This window comes from Sciscionella marina DSM 45152 (assembly GCF_000379465.1).
Taxonomy (GTDB): domain Bacteria; phylum Actinomycetota; class Actinomycetes; order Mycobacteriales; family Pseudonocardiaceae; genus Sciscionella; species Sciscionella marina.
In genome coordinates, this window is record NZ_KB905392.1 from 64,151 (window position 1) to 84,045 (window position 19,895).

General features: G+C 68.9%; 21 protein-coding genes. 9 read left to right on the plus strand and 12 right to left on the minus strand.

What is annotated here, in order from left to right:
• Complete coding sequence (locus A37U_RS0117115; RefSeq protein WP_026197300.1) at positions 1 to 855, minus strand: GNAT family N-acetyltransferase; 855 nt, start codon at positions 853 to 855, stop codon at positions 1 to 3.
• Positions 856 to 894: 39 nt separating this feature from the next.
• Positions 895 to 1,308 (minus strand): MarR family transcriptional regulator, encoded by a 414-nt coding sequence (locus A37U_RS0117120; RefSeq protein ID WP_020497883.1) that lies wholly within the window; start codon positions 1,306 to 1,308, stop codon positions 895 to 897.
• An 85-nt stretch (positions 1,309 to 1,393) separates the two neighbouring features.
• Here A37U_RS0117120 and A37U_RS0117125 point away from each other — a divergent pair, with 85 nt between their 5' ends.
• From A37U_RS0117125 to A37U_RS0117135, 3 genes are all read left to right on the plus strand, one after another.
• Positions 1,394 to 2,455, plus strand: coding sequence for a substrate-binding domain-containing protein (locus A37U_RS0117125; RefSeq protein ID WP_020497884.1), 1,062 nt, complete (start codon positions 1,394 to 1,396; stop codon positions 2,453 to 2,455).
• 94 nt (positions 2,456 to 2,549) lie between these two features.
• A complete protein-coding gene (locus A37U_RS0117130; RefSeq protein ID WP_020497885.1) occupies positions 2,550 to 3,587 on the plus strand; it encodes an aliphatic amidase in 1,038 nt (345 codons plus the stop codon).
• A gap of 4 nt (positions 3,588 to 3,591) precedes the next feature.
• Entirely contained in the window at positions 3,592 to 4,650 is a 1,059-nt protein-coding gene (locus A37U_RS0117135; RefSeq protein ID WP_020497886.1) for an AAA family ATPase, read from the plus strand.
• 4 nt (positions 4,651 to 4,654) lie between these two features.
• Here the strand turns inward: A37U_RS0117135 and A37U_RS0117140 are convergent, their stop codons facing one another.
• From A37U_RS0117140 to A37U_RS44095, 3 genes are read right to left on the minus strand one after another with little or no spacing between them, the layout of a single operon-like run.
• The gene (locus A37U_RS0117140) at positions 4,655 to 5,059 is read right to left on the minus strand and encodes a VOC family protein (RefSeq protein ID WP_020497887.1); all 405 of its coding nucleotides are present in this window, start codon (positions 5,057 to 5,059) and stop codon (positions 4,655 to 4,657) included.
• A gap of 18 nt (positions 5,060 to 5,077) precedes the next feature.
• A complete protein-coding gene (locus A37U_RS0117145) occupies positions 5,078 to 5,899 on the minus strand; it encodes a helix-turn-helix domain-containing protein (protein ID WP_020497888.1) in 822 nt (273 codons plus the stop codon).
• 7 nt (positions 5,900 to 5,906) lie between these two features.
• Entirely contained in the window at positions 5,907 to 6,260 is a 354-nt protein-coding gene (locus A37U_RS44095) for a hypothetical protein (RefSeq protein WP_020497889.1), read from the minus strand.
• Positions 6,261 to 6,357: 97 nt separating this feature from the next.
• Here A37U_RS44095 and A37U_RS0117155 point away from each other — a divergent pair, with 97 nt between their 5' ends.
• Positions 6,358 to 6,912, plus strand: coding sequence for a GNAT family N-acetyltransferase (locus tag A37U_RS0117155; protein ID WP_026197302.1), 555 nt, complete (start codon positions 6,358 to 6,360; stop codon positions 6,910 to 6,912).
• Positions 6,913 to 7,171: 259 nt separating this feature from the next.
• Here the strand turns inward: A37U_RS0117155 and ispG are convergent, their stop codons facing one another.
• The 4 genes from ispG to A37U_RS0117175 form a co-directional block, all read right to left on the minus strand.
• Positions 7,172 to 8,296 carry a flavodoxin-dependent (E)-4-hydroxy-3-methylbut-2-enyl-diphosphate synthase gene (gene ispG / locus A37U_RS0117160; protein ID WP_083933666.1) on the minus strand — a complete coding sequence of 375 codons (1,125 nt, stop codon included), beginning with the start codon at positions 8,294 to 8,296 and terminating at the stop codon, positions 7,172 to 7,174.
• A gap of 118 nt (positions 8,297 to 8,414) precedes the next feature.
• Positions 8,415 to 9,650 (minus strand): M50 family metallopeptidase, encoded by a 1,236-nt coding sequence (locus A37U_RS0117165; protein WP_020497892.1) that lies wholly within the window; start codon positions 9,648 to 9,650, stop codon positions 8,415 to 8,417.
• A 20-nt stretch (positions 9,651 to 9,670) separates the two neighbouring features.
• Positions 9,671 to 10,873, minus strand: a complete 1,203-nt coding sequence (dxr, locus tag A37U_RS0117170) for a 1-deoxy-D-xylulose-5-phosphate reductoisomerase (protein ID WP_020497893.1) — start codon at positions 10,871 to 10,873, stop codon at positions 9,671 to 9,673.
• Between the two features lie 95 nt (positions 10,874 to 10,968).
• On the minus strand, positions 10,969 to 13,122 hold the full coding sequence (locus A37U_RS0117175; RefSeq protein ID WP_020497894.1) for a glycoside hydrolase family 31 protein: 2,154 nt from the start codon (positions 13,120 to 13,122) through the stop codon (positions 10,969 to 10,971).
• A 509-nt stretch (positions 13,123 to 13,631) separates the two neighbouring features.
• Between A37U_RS0117175 and A37U_RS50950 the strand changes: the two genes are divergently transcribed.
• Genes A37U_RS50950 through A37U_RS0117195 form a run of 3 tightly spaced genes read left to right on the plus strand, consistent with a single transcriptional unit; the run spans position 13,632 to position 15,154 of the window.
• The gene (locus tag A37U_RS50950; RefSeq protein WP_063712802.1) at positions 13,632 to 13,895 is read left to right on the plus strand and encodes a DUF2631 domain-containing protein; all 264 of its coding nucleotides are present in this window, start codon (positions 13,632 to 13,634) and stop codon (positions 13,893 to 13,895) included.
• Positions 13,892 to 14,488: an NUDIX hydrolase gene (locus tag A37U_RS0117190; protein WP_020497897.1), complete on the plus strand. Its 597-nt coding sequence runs from the start codon at positions 13,892 to 13,894 to the stop codon at positions 14,486 to 14,488. Before A37U_RS50950 ends, A37U_RS0117190 begins: the two co-directional genes overlap by 4 nt.
• Positions 14,489 to 14,545: 57 nt before the next feature.
• Entirely contained in the window at positions 14,546 to 15,154 is a 609-nt protein-coding gene (locus A37U_RS0117195) for a DedA family protein (protein ID WP_020497898.1), read from the plus strand.
• 12 nt (positions 15,155 to 15,166) lie between these two features.
• On the opposite strand, the gene rlmN is transcribed toward A37U_RS0117195, so the two are convergent.
• Positions 15,167 to 16,231, minus strand: coding sequence for a dual-specificity RNA methyltransferase RlmN (gene rlmN / locus A37U_RS0117200; RefSeq protein WP_020497899.1), 1,065 nt, complete (start codon positions 16,229 to 16,231; stop codon positions 15,167 to 15,169).
• A gap of 48 nt (positions 16,232 to 16,279) precedes the next feature.
• On the minus strand, positions 16,280 to 17,179 hold the full coding sequence (locus A37U_RS0117205) for a LysR family transcriptional regulator (RefSeq protein WP_020497900.1): 900 nt from the start codon (positions 17,177 to 17,179) through the stop codon (positions 16,280 to 16,282).
• A gap of 87 nt (positions 17,180 to 17,266) precedes the next feature.
• Here A37U_RS0117205 and A37U_RS0117210 point away from each other — a divergent pair, with 87 nt between their 5' ends.
• Positions 17,267 to 18,028 (plus strand): alpha/beta fold hydrolase, encoded by a 762-nt coding sequence (locus A37U_RS0117210; protein WP_020497901.1) that lies wholly within the window; start codon positions 17,267 to 17,269, stop codon positions 18,026 to 18,028.
• Positions 18,029 to 18,031: 3 nt separating this feature from the next.
• Here the strand turns inward: A37U_RS0117210 and A37U_RS0117215 are convergent, their stop codons facing one another.
• The gene (locus A37U_RS0117215) at positions 18,032 to 19,330 is read right to left on the minus strand and encodes an MFS transporter (RefSeq protein WP_020497902.1); all 1,299 of its coding nucleotides are present in this window, start codon (positions 19,328 to 19,330) and stop codon (positions 18,032 to 18,034) included.
• An 80-nt stretch (positions 19,331 to 19,410) separates the two neighbouring features.
• Between A37U_RS0117215 and A37U_RS0117220 the strand changes: the two genes are divergently transcribed.
• Positions 19,411 to 19,884 (plus strand): hypothetical protein, encoded by a 474-nt coding sequence (locus A37U_RS0117220; RefSeq protein ID WP_020497903.1) that lies wholly within the window; start codon positions 19,411 to 19,413, stop codon positions 19,882 to 19,884.
• The last annotated feature ends 11 nt before the right edge of the window (positions 19,885 to 19,895 follow it).

A 19,895-nucleotide genomic window follows, 5' to 3' on the forward strand; every position in this document is an offset into this window, starting at 1 on the left:
CTAGAACAGCACGGTGGCGTAGCTGCCGACCTCCCGGAACCCGATCCTGCGATAAGCGGCACAGGCGGGCAGGTTGTATGCGTTTACGTACAGGCTCGCCGTCCGGTCGAGCCGATTGACCAGGGTGTCCACCACCGCGGCCGTCCCCGTGGCGCCGAGGCCTTCACCTCTGCGCTCCGGATGCACCCAGACCCCCTGGATCTGGCCGACCGCATTGGACATCGCGCCGATCTCCGCCTTGAACACGACCTCGTCCCCCTCGAACCGGGCGAACGCGCGGCCAGCCGCGATCAGCTCGGCGACCCGCGCCCGGTAGGCCGCTCCCCCGTCCTCGAGGCCCGGATCCACCCCGACCTCTTCGGTGAACATCGCGACCGCGGCGGGCAGGTAGCGATTCAGCTCGTCCGGGCGCACCCTCCGCACCAGCGGGTCCGGGCTGACCCGGGGCTGACCGGACATGGCGAGCAGCGGCTGGTGATCACGGATCTCCCGCGGGCTGTCCCATTCCCCGGCGAGCTCCGACCAGAGCCCGAGCACCTGCTCGGCAGGGCCGACGAGCGAGGAGCACATCCGCCGCCTGCGCAGTGCCCGATCGGCGAACACCCGCCACTCGGAACTGGTGCCCCGCAAGGGAATCAGGTTCGGGCCGGCGAAACACAGCCCGTCGAGTCTCCCCCCGCGCAACAGCCCTCGTTCGATTCCCCACAGCTCCCCGCCGAGCCGCCACGGTTCGAGCCCGGCGATCTCGACCCGCGCCGAGACCATGCACCCGGCGACGGGCGCCTCGGCGAGGGCGGCCTCGACCGCACTCGCGTCCCTGTCGTCGAGCAGTCTCGCCCCGCCCAGCTTGAGCACCTGCTCAGCGTGCCACACCGCCGGGTGGAGAGCGAACGCTCACCCGTTTCCGGCGAGCCGGGCGAGGAACTCCGGGGCATCGCCGAGTTCCCCGAGCAGTTCACGCTCCAGCGCGACGAGATCCGCCAGCGCCGCCGCACGGGCCGCGCGTCCGCGGGGTCCCAGCCGCACCACCGCGCGCCGCCGGTCGGCCGGATCCACCTGGCGATAGAGCAGCGCGCTCGTGGCCAGCCGGTCCACCACCCGGCTCAGGGTCGGCCCGGTCAGCTGGGTGCGCTCGGCGAGCTGGGCCATGGAAAGGTCCTGCTCGCGGGCGAGTGCATCGGCGACCAGCCACTGATCGAAGGTGAACCCGTGCGGAGCCAGTACCCGCTCCGCGCGTGCGGCGAGTACCCGTGCCGCCCTGGTGAGCGCGCTCGTCATCGGGATCGAAGCGATTTCCGGCTGTCCCATTCTCGGCCGCCCTCCCCGCTTGCGGAATACCTCGCACGTTGCCAGACTCCGAAGCGAAAATACCGCACGGAAGCACGGTCCCGCGATGATCTCCGATACCGCACGTGCCTGGCGCGTTGCCATGGTGATCCCGCTACAGGGCCCGGCCGGCCTGTTCGGCCCCTCCTGCGAGGCCATCACCGAACTCGCCGTCGCCGAACTCAACGCCTCGGGCGGGATCCTCGGCAAGGAGGTCACCTTCGATGTGGTCGACGGCGGCGCCGAACCCGCGGTGATCGCCGATCAGGTGCACCGGCTGATCGAGCAGGGCCGGGTCGACGCGGTGAGCGGCTGGCACATCTCCTCGGTGCGCAATGCCCTCACCCCGGTGGTCGCCGACCGGGTCCCGTACGTCTACACCTCGCTGTACGAGGGCGGCGAACGGCGCGCGAACGTGTTCTGCTCCGGCGAGATCCCCCGCTACCAGATCGCGCCCGCACTGCGCTGGCTGCGCGACAACCTCGGCGCCCGCCGCTGGTTCCTGGTCGGCGACGACTACGTGTGGCCGCACGGCTCCGCGGCCGCGGTGCGCCAGTACGCTCATGAGCTCGATCTCTCGCTGACCGGAGAGGCCTTCGTCCGGCTCGGTTCCGGCGATATGACCGGCGTGGTGCGCAGCATCGAACGGCAACAGTGCGACGGCGTGATCATGCTGCTGGTGGGCCAGGACGCGGTCGAGTTCAACCGGGCCTTCGCCGCGCACGGGTTCGCCGAGCGGATCGTCCGGTTCAGCCCGCTGATGGAGGAGAACATGCTGCTGGCCAGTGGCAGCACGGCGACCGAGGGACTTTACGTGTCCGCGGGCTATTTCCGAGCGCTGGCCACCGCGGACGCGATGGACCTGGTCGGTGAGTACGTCCGGATGCACGGTCCCTCGGCTCCCGCGCTGAACAACGCGGCCGAGTCCTGTTACGAAGGACTGCACACGCTGGCCCATCTCGCCCGCCGCGCGGGTCGTGCCGACGCGGCCGGTTGGGATGCCGCGATCGACGGCGTCGCCTATGAGGGACCACGCGGGACCATCGAGTTCGACGGCAAACAGGCCCGCCAGCACGTGCACCTCGCGGTCGCCGACGGCCTCGACTTCGACGTGCTCACCCGGCTCTGAGTCCGAACAACCCCGAACCGAGGCGCGACACCTCCTTGACCTGGCGCCGCTCCATGATTAGTTTCATCTGAAAGCAACTCGACGAGGAGTAGCCATGCGACACGGTGACATATCGGCGAGCCCGGATACGGTCGGCGTCGCGGTGGTCAACTACAAGATGCCGCGCCTGCACACCAAACCAGAGGTACTCGAGAACGCGCGTAAGATCGCCGAGATGGTCGTCGGCATGAAGACCGGCCTCCCCGGCATGGACCTGGTGGTGTTCCCGGAGTACTCGACCCAGGGCATCATGTACGACCCCGGCGAGATGTACGCGACCGCGGCCACCGTCCCGGGCGAGGAGACCGAGATCTTCTCCGCGGCCTGCCGCCAGGCCGGGGTGTGGGGAATCTTCTCCATCACCGGCGAGCAGCACGAGGAGCACCCGAACAAACCTCCGTACAACACGCTCATACTCATCAACGACCGCGGCGACATCGTGCAGCGCTATCGCAAGATCCTGCCGTGGTGCCCGATCGAGGGCTGGTACCCGGGTGACGACACCTACGTCACCGAGGGCCCGAAGGGCATGAAGATCTCGCTGATCATCTGCGATGACGGCAACTACCCGGAAATCTGGCGGGACTGCGCGATGAAGGGCGCCGAACTGATCGTGCGCTGCCAGGGGTACATGTACCCGGCCAAGGATCAGCAGGTGCTCATGGCGAAAGCGATGGCCTGGGCGAACAACTGTTATGTCGCGGTCGCCAACGCGGCCGGATTCGACGGCGTCTACTCCTATTTCGGCCATTCCTCGATCATCGGATTCGACGGGCGCACCCTCGGCGAGACCGGCGAGGAGGAATACGGAATCCAGTACGCGCAGCTGTCCAAATCCGCGATCCGGGACGCGCGGGAATACGACCAGTCGCAGAATCATCTGTTCAAGCTGCTGCACCGCGGTTATTCCGGGGTGTACGACGCGGGTGACGGCGACAAGGGCGTCGCGGACTGCCCGTTCAGCTTCTACAAGACCTGGGTGATGGACGCGGAGCAGGCGCGGGAGAACGTCGAGAAACTCACCAGGAGCACGGTCGGTGTCGCCGACTGCCAGGTGGGAACGCTGCCTGCGGAACGGTCGATGCAGGCCTGAGCCCATGCCGTTTCTCACCGACATGTATCACGAGCAGAATCGTGCTCGTACCGGATCCACCGAAACCACCACCACAGAGAACACCGCGAAGGCAGCGGAATTCGACCCGGACCGGCTCCGCGCCCTGCTCCGCGAGCGCATCCTCGGCCAGGACGAGGCCATCGAGACGGTGGTGCGCGCGATCGTGCTCGCCAAGGCGGGCGCGGTGGACCCGGACCGGCCGCTGGCTAACCTGCTGCTCGTCGGCCCGACCGGGGTCGGCAAGACCGAATTGGTGCGCACGGTCGCCGCGCAGCTGAGGTCCGGGCCGGACGATCTGTGCCGAGTGGACATGAACGCGCTCGCCCAGGAGCACTACGCGGCCTCGTTCAGCGGCGCTCCGCCCGGCTACGCGGGCAGTAAGGAGGCGTACAGCGTCTTCGACCGGGACACCGTCCAGGGTGACCCATACCGTCCGGGGATCGTGCTGTTCGACGAGGTGGAGAAGGCGCATCCCACGGTGTTGCGTGCCCTGTTGCAGGTGCTCGACAGCGGGATCCTGAAGCTGGCCAGCGGTCAGGAGCGGATCTCGTTCCGGAACACGCTCGTGTTCCTCACCTCGAACCTCGGTTCCGCGGAGATCGCCCGCATCCAGGGCATTCCCTGGCGGCGCGGGGTGGACCGATTGCTGCGCCGGGGCCGGCGCCCGGTGATCGACGCGGCGCTGCGGGAGTTCTTCGATCCCGAGTTCGTCAACCGCATCGATGACACCGTGCACTTCGCCGAGCTCGGCAAGGACACCGCGCGGGGCATCGTCTCGCTCGAGGTCGCCCTGCTGCGCAAGCGACTGCTGCGCAAGCAGGTGCACCTCGAGGTGAGCGAGGACGTGCTCGCTTTCCTGGCCGAACGCGGCTTCGATCCGGTCTACGGTGCCCGCGCGCTGCGTCGGACCATGCGGACACAGCTGACCGCGGCGATCGCCGAGGAGATCGTGCGGCACGGTCCGGACGGCGGCGCTGCGCTGCATCTGACGGCGAGCGCGCCCGACGGCGCGGTTCGGGTCTCCGGGCAGCGTACGGAGTGAGACCTCAGCTACCGGCGTAGGTCCCGAAGGTCCACACGTGGCCGCCGGGATCGGCGATACACACATTGCGTGCGCCGTAGTCGGCATCGTAGGGCTCGGCGACGATCTTGGCGCCGGCCTCGACCGCCCGGCGGTGCACCGCATCCGGATCGGCAGTCACCACGCACAGCCACTGGATGCCGGTCGGCTGCGGGTATTCCGGGTGGTTGTCCGGCTGGGCGTCGCCGTACATCACGCCGCCGCCCTCCGGCCAGCGCAGTTCGGCGTGCAGGATCTTGGTGCCGTCCTCGCTCCGCACGGTCAGGGTTTCGGTGAACCCGAAGACCTCGGTGAGGAAGACCCGGGCCGCTTCGGCATCGGTGTACTGCAGGCAGGGCCACACCCCTGGGTTGTTCAACTGTGTCGTCATGCCCCCATTCTGTTCGGCTCACTCCCCGGTCGCTTGGAGAAATGGGAGCTCCTCGGCGATCCAGGTGCTCGGCGGGCACCCGGCGAACTCCCGCCATTCCGCCGCGAGGTGCGCCTGGTCGTAGTAGCCGCACTCGATCGCGACCTCGGCGAGCGAGCCGTGCCCGCCGGCCCGCAGCAGCGCCTTGCTCCGCTCGAACCGGGTCAGCCGGGCCGCCTGCTTCGGCGTCACCCCCACCTCGGCGCTGAACCGCGCGCCGAAATGCCTTCGGCTCCATCCCAGTTCCCCGGCGAGCTCGTGCACCCTGGCCCCGCCGGTCTCGGCGGCCATGCGCTGCCAGGCCCACCGCACCTCGCTGACCAGGGTCACCGGGCGCAGCCCCGCCACGAAGCACTCGTCCAGAATCGCGAACCGCCGCGACCAGTCGGGCGCTTCCACGAGCCGGTCCACCAGATCACGGCGCCACGGCACGGGGAGCTCGGCGAGATCGAACACCCCGGAAGCAAGCTCGGTCGCGGAAACTCCGAGCAGGGCGCGCACTCCGAGCGGATCGAGCTCGACGTGAATTCCGTACTGCGTCCGGTCCTGCGCGATCAGCGCCGGGCGCAGGTGCAGTCCGCCGATCGCAGCGGAGAGCGCGAGCGGGCCGTGCTCGGTGCCGGGTCCGCCGATCATGCGCACCGGATCGGACAGGCTGATGATCAGGGTGATCGAGCGGGACGGCAGGCCGCGGTGCAGTCCTTCGGGGACACCGTCCTGGCGGTACCCGGTGTACCCGCGCACATACGGCCGCAGTCGCTCGATCGCGGCCCGCTGGGCGAACTCCACCTCCACCGGCATGGTGACCTCAGAACCCGGACGTTTCCAGTTCGGCCCCGAACGGCTCGGGCGGAGCGACCTTCGCTCCGAAAGGCGAGCGCGAAGCGCAAAGACCGGGGATGAAGACGCGGCCGGCCAGTGCGAAGCTGACACCAGGTATCTGATGTGTCCGGAACTGGTTCGGCAAGGTACGAGTCAATGCTCGGTGGACCGGGCTCGCTACATTCACGGGCGGATTCGACGGCGGCGCCGTCATCGTGACCCCCTTATAGGAGAGCTCCGCGCGCCATCCCTCCGGGATGTCCAGCTCCTGCCACAGGCGCAGCAGACCGGACCGGTCGTAGCTCGACTCGGCCCCAAGATCCGCGATCGCAGTGCGCATCGGTACTCCTTCGGCATGGATGTCTACACCATACCCACCGGGTCCGGCATCGCCGCTTCCGCTCGCCACCTGTTCAGCGTAGCTCTAGGCTGCTCGGGTGCGAACCGTATTGCTCACCCCGCGGATGCGGCTACGTGAATTCACCACGGCCGATATCGATCTGCTCACCGAGCTGGACGCCGATCCCGAGGTCATGCGGTACATCAACGGCGGCGAGCCGACACCACGGTCCGCCGTCGAGCACGAGACCCTCCCCGAGTTCCTGGCGGACTACCGCAACACCCCCGGTTTCGGTCACTTCGCCGCCGTGGACCAGGCCGACGGCACGTTCATCGGCTGGTTCGCGCTCACCGCGCGACCACAGCGGGCCGCGGAGCTCGGCTACCGGCTGCGCAAGCCGTACTGGGGCTGCGGACTCGCCACCGAAGGGGCTCGGGCCCTGGTACGGCGCGGATTCACCACCCTCGGACGGCTGCGCATCGAGGCCACCACGATGGCGGTCAACACCGGTTCCCGCAAGGTCCTCGAACGCTGCGGGTTCCGGCTCGTCCGTACCGAGTTCGGCCGTTACCCGGACCCGATTCCCGGGGCCGGGCACGGGGATGTGGACTACGTGATCGAGCGCACGGCCTGGTCCGGACCGGATCGATAGCCGCTCGTGTCCAGCTCCACCCCGAACGGCTCCGGGAGCGCAAGCGGCCCGGCGAACGGCACCCGCAGGCTTCGCCGGTAGACCCCCTCGGGCGAGAGTTCCACAGGCGCAGCAGCGCATCCCAGTCGTACGACGCACCGAGCCCGGCAACGGCAATACTCATCGCGGTCCGTCCAGTGTCGGTGCCCGCACCGTATCCAGAGCCACCGACAATCTCCGCCATGCCGCTCAGCGTAACCCCTGACCAGCAAAAACCGCATCAGCCGACGGTGATCGTCGGCTCCCCGCTGTCCTCGCTCGCCTCCGCGATCCGCATGGCTTCCTCGATCAGGGTCTCCACGATCGCGTGCTCCGGAACGGTCTTGATGACCTCGCCCTTGACGAAGATCTGCCCCTTGCCGTTACCGGAGGCCACACCAAGGTCCGCCTCGCGTGCCTCACCGGGACCGTTCACCACACAGCCCATGACGGCCACCCGCAGCGGGACCTCCATCCCCTCGAGGCCGGCGGTCACCTGGTCGGCGAGCTTGTACACGTCCACCTGGGCGCGCCCACAGGACGGGCAGGACACGATCTCCAGCTTGCGCGGCCGCAGGTTCAGCGACTGCAGGATCTGGGTGCCGACCTTGACCTCCTCGACCGGAGGCGCGGACAGCGAGACCCGGATGGTGTCCCCGATGCCCTGGCGCAGCAGCGCACCGAATGCGACCGCGGACTTGATGGTGCCCTGGAACGCCGGACCGGCCTCGGTGACGCCCAGGTGCAGCGGGTAGTCGCACTGCTCGGCGAGCAGCTCGTAGGCACGCACCATGACCACGGGATCGTTGTGCTTCACCGAGATCTTGATGTCGTGGAAGTCGTGCTCGGCGAACAGCGAGGCCTCCCACAGCGCGGACTCGGCGAGTGCCTCCGGGGTGGCCTTGCCGTGCTTCTCCATCAACCGCTTGTCCAGCGAACCCGCGTTGACCCCGATCCGGATGGGAGTGCCGCGGTCCTTCGCGGCCTGGGCGATCTCCTTGACCTGGTCGTCGAATTTGCGGATGTTGCCCGGGTTCACCCGCACCCCGGCACAGCCCGCCTCGATCGCGGCGAACACGTACTTCGGCTGGAAATGAATATCCGCGATCACCGGGATCTGCGATTTCGCGGCGATCGCCGGGAGCGCCTCGGCGTCGTCCGCGGAGGGGCAGGCCACCCGCACGATGTCGCAGCCGGAGGCGGTCAGCTCGGCGATCTGCTGCAGTGTCGCGTTCACATCCGCGGTGACCGTGGTCGTCATCGACTGCACCGAGACCGGGTAGTCGCTGCCCACGCCGACCTTGCCGACGTGCAACTGCCGTGTCTTGCGCCGCTCTGCCAGCGTCGGCGCGGGAAGTGCCGGCATACCCAGGTTGACGTCCACTGCTCCTCCTGTATCCAACGGCTCTGTCACCATTGTCCCCCAGGGACACCGATGCATGGCGGGCGGGCGATGTGGGCCTCGCCGCTCCGCACGAGGCCCATTAGAACCTGATCGGGTTAACAATGTCCGCCGTGATGGTGAGCAGCATGAAAGCACCGCCGATCAGGACGACGACCATGGTCACCCCGGACAGCTTCGTGTAGTCCACCGGGCCGCCGGGCGCGAGCCCACGCAGTTTGCGCAGCCAGTTCCGGATCCGCTCGTAGACCGCGATCGCCACGTGCCCGCCGTCCAGCGGGAGCAGGGGGAGCAGGTTCATCGCGCCCATGAAGAAGTTCAGCGCCGCGAGCAGGTAGAGGAACAGCACCCAGCTGCCCTGCTCGACCGCGTCGCCACCGATGATCGAGGCACCGACCACCGAGATCGGCGTGTCCGCACCCCTGTCACCGCCACCGATGGCGCTGATCAGCGCGGGCACCTTCTCCGGCAACCGCTTGATGCCCTCCCAGACGTTGGTGAACATCACGCCGGTGAACTCCCCGGCTCCGGAGAAGGCGGTGATCGGGTTGTAGGTGAACGTGCTCTCCGCGCCCGCCCCGATCGCACCGATCTCGCCGATCGACGGCGCCTGCTTCGGGTTCGCGCTCTGCTTGACGCCGGTGACCTCGGCGACGTTCATCCGCAGGGTCAGCGTCCTGCCGTCCCGGTTCACGACGATCGGGGTGGAGCCGCGCTGCGCCTGGATCGTGAGCACCGCCTGCGACCAGGTCTTCGTGGGTTTTCCGGCCACCGAGACGATGCGGTCGCCCTCGCGCAGTCCCGCCTGCTTCGCCGGGGCCGGGGCACTGGGCGCGCAGGGCAGGTACCTCCACTCCTGCTTGCCGTCCTTGTGCCCGGCGAACCTCGCCGTCTGGGCGCAGTCGGCGACCTTGCCGATGTAGGGCTTGTCGAGCACGTTCGGCACGCCCGTGGTGACCGCCATCAGGTACACGACGAAGAAGCCGAGGACGAACTGGGTGACCACCCCGGCGATCATCACTACGACGCGCTTCCACACCGCGAAGCGCCACATCGCCCGCGGTTTCTCCTCCTCGGTGACCTCATCGAGCGCGGTCATCCCGGCGATATCGCAGAACCCGCCCGCCGGGATCGCCTTGAGCCCGTACTCGGTCTCGCCGCGCCGGAAGGACCACAACTTCGGCCCGAAGCCGATGAAGTAGCGGCGCACCCGCATGCCGAAAGCCTTGGCGGTGAACATGTGCCCGGCCTCGTGCAGTGCGACCGAGAGCCCGATGCACAGCGCGAAGAGCACTATGCCACCGATGAATGCGAGCACCTGGTTGGTTCCTTCCCCGTTCAGTTACTGCGAGCCAGGTACTGCCCGCACCGTTCCCGCGCCCAGTGTTCCGCGGCGAGTACCTCCTCCACGCTCGAGGGCTCTCCACGCCACTGGTCCGCATCCTCGACCACCCTGGTAACAGTGTCCACGATGTCGGTGAAAGCAGCGTAGCCCGTCACGAAGCCGTCGAGCGCCCGCTCGTTGGCCGCGTTGAACACGGCGGGTACACAGCCCCCGGTCTCCCCTGCCGCCTTCGCCAGCGGGACCGAGGGAAAGACCTGCTCATCGAGCGGTTCGAACTCCCAGCTCGACGCGGTGCCGAAATCGCAGCTCGGCGCCGCATCGGGCACCCGCTGCGGCCAGCCGAGGGCGAGCGCGATGGGCAGCCGCATGTCCGGCGGGCTGGCCTGGGCGATGGTGGCGCCGTCGGTGAAGGTCACCATCGAGTGCACGATCGACTGCGGGTGCACCACCACGTCGATGCGCTCGTAGGGAATGTCGTAGAGCAGGTGTGCCTCGATCACCTCGAGCCCTTTGTTCACCAGGGTCGCCGAGTTGATCGTGATCACCTTGCCCATGTTCCAGGTCGGATGCGCGAGCGCCTGCTCGACCGTGACATCCCGCATCTGCTCGCGCGTGCGGCCGCGGAATGGTCCACCCGATGCGGTGACCACCAGCTTGGCCACCTCTTCGCGGGCACCGGAGCGCAGGCACTGGGTCAGGGCCGAGTGCTCCGAGTCGACCGGGACGATCTGGCCGGGTTTGGCCGCTCCCGTGACCAGCGGGCCGCCCGCGACCAGCGATTCCTTGTTCGCGAGCGCCAGCCGGGAGCCGGTGGCGAGCGCGGCCATCGTCGGGGCGAGCCCGACCGAACCGGTGATCCCGTTGACGATCACGTCGGCGGGCACCTGTTCGATGAGCTCCACCGGGGCCTGTGCGCCGACCAGGATCCGCGGCATCGCGAACTCCCCGCGCGCGTAGCCTGCCCGTTCGGCGGCCGCGTACAGGGCGAGCGTCAGATCCTCGGCCGCGGTCGGTTTGCCGATCGCGACCACCTGCGCCCCCGTGGCGAGGACCTGCTCGGCGAGCAACTCCGGATTCGCCCCGCCGGCGGAGAGACCGAGCACGCGGAACCGGTCCGGATTGGCCGCGACCACCTCGAGCACCTGGGTGCCGATCGAGCCGGTCGAGCCGAGCAGGACGACGCTACGGGGATCCATGGCCGGTATTCTCTCCTACCCCTGCCACCACGCCCGTCCCGGTCACCGGGCTTCACACGGATGGCGGGCACGGATGGTCCCGGGCCCGGAACACCTCAGCCTTCGATGGTCACCGCGCCACTCGTGTCCTTCCCGATCATCGCGGTGCGCACGTGCAGCACACCGGCCTTCGCGTCGTAGGACCAGCCGGCCGCCCCGTGTACCGCCTTCGGCAGGTGCCCGGTGTGCACGCTGAACCGGTAGGCGCGCCTTGGTACCTGTCCGGCGTACCCGCCCTCGACGCGGCCGATGCCGAGCACGGTCCGGTTCCCGTGGGTCGTGCTGCTCAGCCGCTGGCTGGCGTGCGTCGCGGAGCGGGTCGCCCCGTCATCCTCGGTGAGCCGGAATTCCTGATGCCCGACCTTCGGGTAGACGTCCACATCCAGATTCGCCTTGTCCCTGGTCTGCCAGCTGGCCGTGCCCTTAGGCCACATCGGCACGATCGCGCCGTCCCGCACGAACATCGGCAAGGTGTCCAGCGGGGCGTGGTAGCCGTTCACGACCGTGGGGCCGTGGTACTTCTTCCCGGTCCAGTAATCGGTCCAGGTGCCCTTCGGCAGGTAGATGCCGTTGCGGGTGTCGGTGTCCCGATAGACCGGCGCGACGAGGAAGTCCTTTCCGGAGAGGAACTCGTAGCGGGCCGTCTCGCCCCACGCCTTCGGATCGTCCGGGTACTCGAGCGCGAGCGGGCGCACCTGGCCGACCCCGCTCCGGTGCGCGGCGGCCGAATAGCTGTACATGTACGGGATCAGCCGCTCGTGCAGATCGAGGTACTTGCGGTTGATCGAGGTGTAGGGCTCACCCTGGTGCCAGGGCTGCTTGTCCTGCTTGGCCCAGCCGTCCATCGTCATGGACACCGGCAGCATCATCTTCCACTGCAGATCGCGCACGTAGCTCTTCGGGCCCGCGCCGTCGTAGATCCCGTCGATGTCCCCGGTGTTGTAGGCGATGCCGGACATCGTGGAGCCCGCGTAGGCGGGGATCTGCCACCGGATGTAGTCCCAGCCGCCCTTCTGGTCCCCGCTCCAGAGCACCGCGCACCGCTGCGCACCCGCCCAGCTGACCGGTTGCCACACGAAACCGCGCGCATCGGAGTTCTGCTCGATACCCGATTTCGCCGTATCGCAGGCGTCCAGTGCCATCTTGTACCCGGGCCCGACCCATTTGACGTCGAGCTTGCGCACCCGCACCCCGGCCTTGGTCTCCTTGTCCTGATTCGGCAACCCGTCCTCGGTCCACAGCCCGAGCTGCATGTTCCGTTCACGCAGCCCCGCGCCGACCTCGTCCAGGTTTTCGTAGCCGCAGCCGTAGCCGTCATTGACGAGCATCCAGCCGTTGGGCATGTTGTTGCGCCGGTATCCGTCCGCGACCTTCAGCGCGTCCATGGTGTGCCGCTCGCCGCGGTTGGCGTTGTGCAGATAGCAGTCCGAGTCGCCGAGTTCGAGCCCGTAGACCGGAGGCAGGAACGGTTTGCCGACCAGGTCGGTGTAGCGCCCGATCACGTCCTTCGGCCGGTCGCCGACCATGTAGATCGCGTCGAACCGGCGTTCCTTCTCGCTGGTGCGCACCGGATCGGTGAACGCGTAACTGCCTTCGGCGAAGGTGTTGCGCAGCACCCCGTATCCGGCGGTCGAGCCGTAGAAGGGTTGCGAGTTCGGCGCACCGCCTTCGTCCCAGTTGTCGTCGTTGAACACCCGCACCGTCTTGCCCCGGTGCGAAAAACTGCCGTTCTGCTCGCCCGCACCATAGAACTGCTCGGCCCGGCCGCGCTCCAGGGTCTGCGTCGTCGTGTCCCCGGACCAGGACAGCGGGCTGCGCTCGGCCCAGATCCGGCGCTCGTCCGTGGCGTCGTACAGCGCGAACCGCAGCGGATCCTTGTACACCCGCAGGGTCAGCTGTCCCGTGACGAAAGCGAGATACGACCCGCGATCCAGCTGTTGCGGGCGGATGCCGGCCGGTCGGCCGCGCACGATCGTCCGGCCGGCCGGGTCGCTGAACTTCCCGTCCGGGGCGAGCCAGATCCGCACCGCGCCGGGCATCGGGAAGCTCACCCGGACCGCCGCGTCCCCGGAGCGCAGGGTCACCGTGCCGCCCTGGACGCTCGACCCGCTCAGCGCACCGAGGGAGCCGGATCGGGGCGGCGCCACGGCGTGCGCCACCGGCCCGATGAACAGTGCCCCCACCGCGGCCAACGCGACCGCCGTTCGCATAAATCTGCTCATTCAGACCACCCTTCACGCACTTTTATGCAGAGGATGATGGCCTATGGCGTCCGCGCTGTCACGGTCCGTTCGTCGGGTATCGGAGTTACTTCGTGTCGAACACCCGCACCTTCATCGAGGTGCCGCGCTGATCGAGCCAGCGCCGCCGAACACAGCCGCCCGCGCTTCGGCTCCGCGGCGTCCGGCCGGCCGTCATGTGCGGCGAGCATCCGCGTACCCGTCGTCTCGATGTCCGGCGCGGCCGTGGCGATTCCCGCGAGCGGCGTGGTCGGCATCGCTGCCTCGACGGGCAGCGAACAGTCTTGGACGCATACATCCTCCCAGGATCCATGTTGATCCCCGGCAAACCCCGATCGGTGAACCTTGTGAAAAGGGCAAACGAGAAGGAATCGAGCGGACCGCTCTCTAACACCGAATCGTCACCCACGGCGGCACACCTTCGCCACGTTGTGCGAAAATGGGGATGATCAAGCCGGGAACACGCTAGGAGGTCAGCGGTGGAGTCGAAGGAGCTTACGGAGTCTCCCTTCACCCAGGTCAGCCCCAATGACGAGCCGTCAGCCCGTTGGGGATGGCACGGGACCTTCCCGCGCGTCACCCGGGTCATGACCTGGTTCGCGGCGATTCTCTGCATCCTCATGGCGCTGTTCGGCAACCAGCAGGGGCACGTCGAGGACTTCTTCCTGTTCGGCTGTGCCGCGCTGCTCATCGGCGGTTCCGTCGCCGCGGCGGTGCGCAGGCGTACTTCCTGGCGCAGGTGATCGGCGCGGAGCTGCGCGATCGGCTCCGCTCCTTCGAACCGGCACGGATCGAGGACGCCGACCGCCGACGCGCCGCGGTCACCCTCGCGCTGCACCGCGAGGCGGACGGGCAGCCAAGGGTGTGGCTGACGCTGCGCTCGGCGGGCCTTCGCCAGCACGCCAGCCAGTTCGCTTTCCCCGGTGGCAGGCTCGACCCCGGCGAGGACGCGTTCACCGCCGCGCGGCGCGAACTGCACGAGGAGCTCGGTGTACCGCTGGGGCCGGAGTCCTATCTCGCCCGCCTCGACGACTACGCCACCCGGTCCGGCTACGTGATCACACCGTTCGTCGTCGATGCCGGAGAAAACCCGGTCACCGCGCCCAACCCGGACGAGGTCGCCGAGCTGTTCGCGCCAGCCTTGCCGGAACTCGACGTGACACCGCGATTCCTGCGCATCCCGGAATCCGAGCGCCCGGTCATCCAGCTCCCCCTGCTTGGCACGCTCATCCACGCCCCGACCGCCGCGATCCTCTACCAGTTCCGCGAGCTCGCCCTGCACGGGCGCCGGATCGCGGTCGCCGACTACGAACAGCCGGTCTTCGCCTGGAAGTAGGAATCGCCCGCCCGGAGCGCCCGCCGCTGCGCCCGAAACCTCGGAGGAACCTGGGGCATGAACGGAGTGGTGTCGGCGATCGCCGAGCTGCCGCCGATCTCCATCTACGGCTGTATCGCCGCCGTGGTCCTCGTCGAGTCGATACTCCTGCTCGGCACGTTCGCACCCACGCTGGCGCTGCTCCTGACCGCGGGCGCACTGGCCGACCGCGGGGTACTCGTGCTCCCGGTGGTGATCGTCCTGGCCACGTCGTGCGCGGTGTGCGGCGATTGCCTCGCACGGCGGGCCGGTGCTGCCTTGGGCCCCAGGCTCCACACCAGCAAGCTCGGCCGCCGCATCCCCGCCGCGGCCTGGCGGCGCGCCACCGTGCTGATGGACTCCTACGGCGGTGCCGCCGTATTCTTCGGCCGATTCATTCCGGTGCTGCGCACCGTCACGCCCTATCTGGCGGGCGCCACCGGACTCCGCTACCGGCGGATCGCCTTGTTCAGCATGGTCGCGGCGGCGATCTGGGCGTCCGCGGAGATCTGCGCCGGTTATTTCGCCGCGGCCTCACTCGACGTTCTGCTGGCCAAGGCCGGTACCGGGGTCGCCATCGCGGCGGCGGGCCTGGTCGTGCTCCTGCTCGGCATCATCGTGGTGTACCGGCGCAGGTCGGCACGGTAGACGCCGCCGCGCTCATTCCTCCGCGGCGAGCTGACCGCACGCGGCGGCGATCTCCTGCCCCCTCGTGTCCCGCACCGTGCAGGCGACCCCGGCCTCGTTGACCCGGCGCACGAACTCCTGCTCGACGGGTTTCGGCGAGGCGTCCCACTTGGATCCGGGCGTCGGGTTCAGCGGGATGACGTTGACGTGCGCCAGCCGGCCCAGATGCTTGCGCAGCAGGGAACCGAGCAGATCGGCACGCCACGGCTGGTCGTTCATGTCCCGGATCAGGGCGTACTCGATGGAGACGCGTCGCCCGGTCGATTCGGCGTAGCCGCGCGCGGCCTCGAGCACCTCGGCGACCGGCCAGCGGTTGTTCACCGGCACCAGGGTGTCGCGCAGTTCGTCGTCCGGGGTGTGCAGCGAGACCGCGAGGCGCACCTGCAGTCCCTCGGCGGTGAGTTTGCGGATCGCGGGGGCGAGACCGACGGTGGACACGGTGACCGAGCGCTGCGAGATGCCGAGCCCGCCCGGGTCCGGATCGGTGATCCGGCGCACGGCGTCGAGCACCCGCTTGTAGTTGGCCAGCGGCTCCCCCATGCCCATGAACACGATGTTGGACAGCCGACCCGGTCCGCCGGGCAGCGCTCCGTCCCGCATGGCGGCCGCGGCCAGCCGCACCTGTTCGACGATCTCCGCGGTGGACAGGTTGCGCTGGAGTCCGCCCTGACCGGTCGCGCAGAACGGGCAGGCCATCCCGCAACCGGCCTGGGAGGAAACACAGACGGTCGTGCGGTCCGGGTAGCGCATCAGCACGCTTTCGATCAGCGTGCCGTCGTGCGCACGCCACAGCGTCTTGCGGGTGGTCCCATTGTCGCACTCGATGTGCCGCACGGTGTCCAGCAGCGGCGGGAACAGCTCACCGGCGAGCCGTTCCCTGCTCGCGACAGGCAGGTCGGTCATCGCCTCCGGATCGGCGGACAACCGGGAGAAGTAGTGGTGCGAGAGCTGCTTGGCGCGGAACGGCTGCTCGCCGAGTTCACGCACGGCGTCCACCCGTTCCGGCAGCGACAGATCGGCAAGGTGGCGCTTGGGCATGCCACGGCGCGGCGCTTCGAACACGAGAGGTAGGGCGGACACGAAATACTATTCTCCCATACCCGCCGGACCGGCGGCGAGCCGACAGGCCTCGATGAGCGTGCTGAGCTCGGGGCGCCCGGCACCGGCCCGCACCGCGAGGGCGGTCGCCATCCGCGGCCGCGGCGCACGCAGCGGCCGGAACACCACACCGGTGGCCGCGATCTGATTGGCGTGCGAGGCGTAGAACACCGTCCACGCCGGACCGCCGAATCCGATATCCGCGAGGGTGTCCTGGGCGGTGGTGAACGCGCGCCCGAACCGAGGCTCGAATCCGGCGGTCCGGCAGCAGTCGAGCACGAGGTCGTACAACGCCGGATTGCGCCCATGCTCCGCGATCCGCAGCGGCAGTTCGGCGAGCGCGGCAAACTCGACCGTCTCGGCACCGGTGAGCGGATGCGCCGCGGGAAGGGCGGCCAGCAGCTCATCGCGCCACACCGGGAACAGCCGCAGCCCGGCGAGAGTACGGCGGCCGCGCACGAGTGCCGCGTCGAGTTCACCTTCCCGTACCGCGCGCAACCGTTCCTCGGTCTCCAGGTCGACGAGTTCGAGCCGGGCATCCGTCCGCTCGGCGAACGCGGGCAGCACGATGTCCAGCCGTTCACCGAGCCCCTGGCTGGTCCCGAGCCGGACCGGAAGCGGCTGCTGCGCGCCCAGCTGCGCCATGGCCTCCCGCGCGCGCCGCTGCTCCTCGAGCACCGCGGTCGCGTGCGGCAGCAGCCGATCCCCCGCCTCGGTCAGCCGTACCGTCCGCGTCGTGCGGTCGAACAGGGTGACTCCGAGCTCGCGCTCCAGCCTGCGCACCTGCTGGCTCACCGCGGACTGCACGATGTGCAGCCGCTGCGCCGCGCGCCCGAAGTGCAGTTCCTCGGCGACGACGAGGAAGTACTGCAGCTGCCGCGTCTCCATGCCACCCTTCGATTGATCATCGATCGTGATCAGTATAGGCGCGGTCCGCTCGTTGTTCGCCCGCTCGCGTTCGGGTGTGCTTGCGGTATGGCTTTCCTGGATATCGACGACATCGCGCTGCACTACACCGAGAACGGAGCGGGCGAGCCGCTCGTGTTCCTGCACGGCTGGGGAACGAGCGGGCGGGTGTGGGACGCGCAGTTGCCGGAGTTCGTCCGCGATCATCGGGTGATCACCCTCGACTGGCGCGGTTGCGGGCGCTCGGATCACCCGGCCCGGGGCAACGATCACGAGCGGGTGTGCGCGGATCTGCTCGCCGTGTTCGACGCACTCGGGATCCGGGCCGCGACGCTGATCGGGTCCTCGATCGGCGCGGCCTTCTCGACGGAGTTCGCGCTGCGCCATCCGGAACGCGTCACCCACCTCGTCGCGGTGGACGGACCCGCGTACTGGGGAGCCGAAGCCGACCTCGGCGAGCTGCGGCACCGCCTGGCCACCGCACGCGCCGCCACCCTCGCCGAATGGGTGCCCAGCTGGTATGCGCCGGGCACCGCGCCTGCCCTGATCGACGCCACGGAGCGGATGATCCTGGAGTCCGGGGTGTTCATCGACGCGCATTTCGACTGGCTCGCGGGTTACGACCCGCGTCCCGCCCTGCCCGGACTGGCGGTACCGGTCAGCTATGTGCACGGCGCGCTCGATCCCCAGATCCCGCTTGCGGTCGCCGAACACTGCGCGAGCCTGACCCCGGGAGCACGCCTGCGGGTGATCGAGCAGGCCGGTCACATGCCGCAGCTGGAACAGCCCGCCGAGTTCAACGCCACACTGCGCGCGCTGCTCGAAGGCTGAGGATCAGGTGCCGGAGCCGGTTTCGTCCAGCCGCGCTCCCCGCGTCTCCGGGATGCGCAGCACCACGGCCGCCGAGATGAGCAGCAACAGCACCGTGTATCCGGTGAACCAGGCGGAATCGAGCGTGGTGCCGATCAGCTCCTGCAGGTACGGAGCGGTTCCGCCGAACGCGGCCACCGTGATCGAGTACGGAATGCCGACCGCCACGGTGCGCACCTTCGTCGGGAACAGCTCCGCGTAGACGGCGGGCAGGATCGAGGCGTACATCCCGATCAGCAGCATGGCAAGGGACATCGAGACGCCGAGCAGCACGGCGCTGTGCCCGATGATCGCGTCGAGCGGGAACACGAGCGCGGCCGTGGCGAGCAGTCCGGTGAGCAGCATCGGTTTCCGCCCGACACGGTCGGAAAGCTTGCCCCACAACGGAAGGGTGAGCACGAAGACACCGTTGCCGACCACTCCGGCCCAGAACGCGGAGCGCTCGTCGATACCGCGAGCGGAGATCGCGTGCGCGGTCTGGGACACCGACCAGACATAGTAGACCACGGTGAATCCGGCGGTCAGCCCGATGACCTTCACCACGGCCGCCCGGTTGGCCACCAGCAGCGGCCACATCCGCGGTTTGGTGCTGCCGACATCGGAGGTGAAGGTGGCGGTCTCGGTCATGCGCAGCCGCATGAACAGTACGTAGAGCCCGAACACCCCGCCGAGCAGGAACGGGATCCGCCAGCCGAACTCGCTCATCTGGGTATCGCTGAGGGTGGCTGCGAGCACGGCGGCGAGCACCGTGCCGAGCAGATTGCCCAGTGTGCCGGACACGTAGATCAGGCTCGACCACAGGCCGCGGCGCTGCGCGGGGGCGTACTCGGCGACGTAGGTCTGCGCGGACGGCAGCTCACCGCCGTGCGCGAGCCCCTGGATCAGCCGGGCGAGCAGCAGGATCACCGAGGCGAGCGCACCCACCCGAGCGTAGCTCGGCGCGAACCCGATCACGAGGCTGCCCAGCGCGGCGAGCCCGATGGACAGGGTCATCGCGAATTTGCGCCCTCGCCGGTCGGAGAGCAGCCCGAACAGGAAACCACCGAACGGGCGCGCCACGAAACCGACCGCGAACACGGCGAGCGTGGACAGCAGCGCGGAGACCCGGTCGGCGCTGTTGAAGAACTGCGGGGCGAAATAGGTGGTGAAGACCGCGTAGACGTTCCAGTCGTACCACTCGAGGGCGTTTCCCGCGCCCGCGCCGAATACGGCCCTGAACCTGCCGCGAACTGCGCTCGTGCGTGCGGTATCCGTGTCGATCACGGCGCAACCGTAACCGCACCGGGGCACCGGCCGCGTAGCGATCCCAGACATCGGGCGCGATTCGGTTATCGTCGCGTGTCATGAACTCCGCGACGCCCTGGATCGGTACGGTCTCCGCGCTGCTCGGCGTGGTACTCACCGTCGGAGCCACCCAGCTGCGTGCCCGCTCGGATCGCCGGACCGAGCGCAGCCGGTTGTCCCGGGAACAGAAGACCGCGGATTACCCCGAACTGTTGCGGGCCGCGCGAACCCTGCTGCGGCTGCCCGTGTTCCCGGTCGAGGACGGTGATCCGCGCCCCGAACTGGCCGCGGTGGAGTCGGCCGCGCTCCGGGTGACCTTGTTCGCCCCACGGGAAATGGCCGCGCTGGCCGAGGAGCTCGCCGCGGCCGCGGTGCGCCTGGCGGACACGGTGCGCGAGTTGCGGGCGAGCACCCTGCCGGGCCGGGAACCGGACGGCGCGGAGCAAGCACGGACCGAGCTCGAGCGGGTCCTCACCGAGTTCACCGAAGCGGCCCGCCGCGACCTGGAGGCCGAGCCCCGGCGACTACGATGAGAACCGAACGG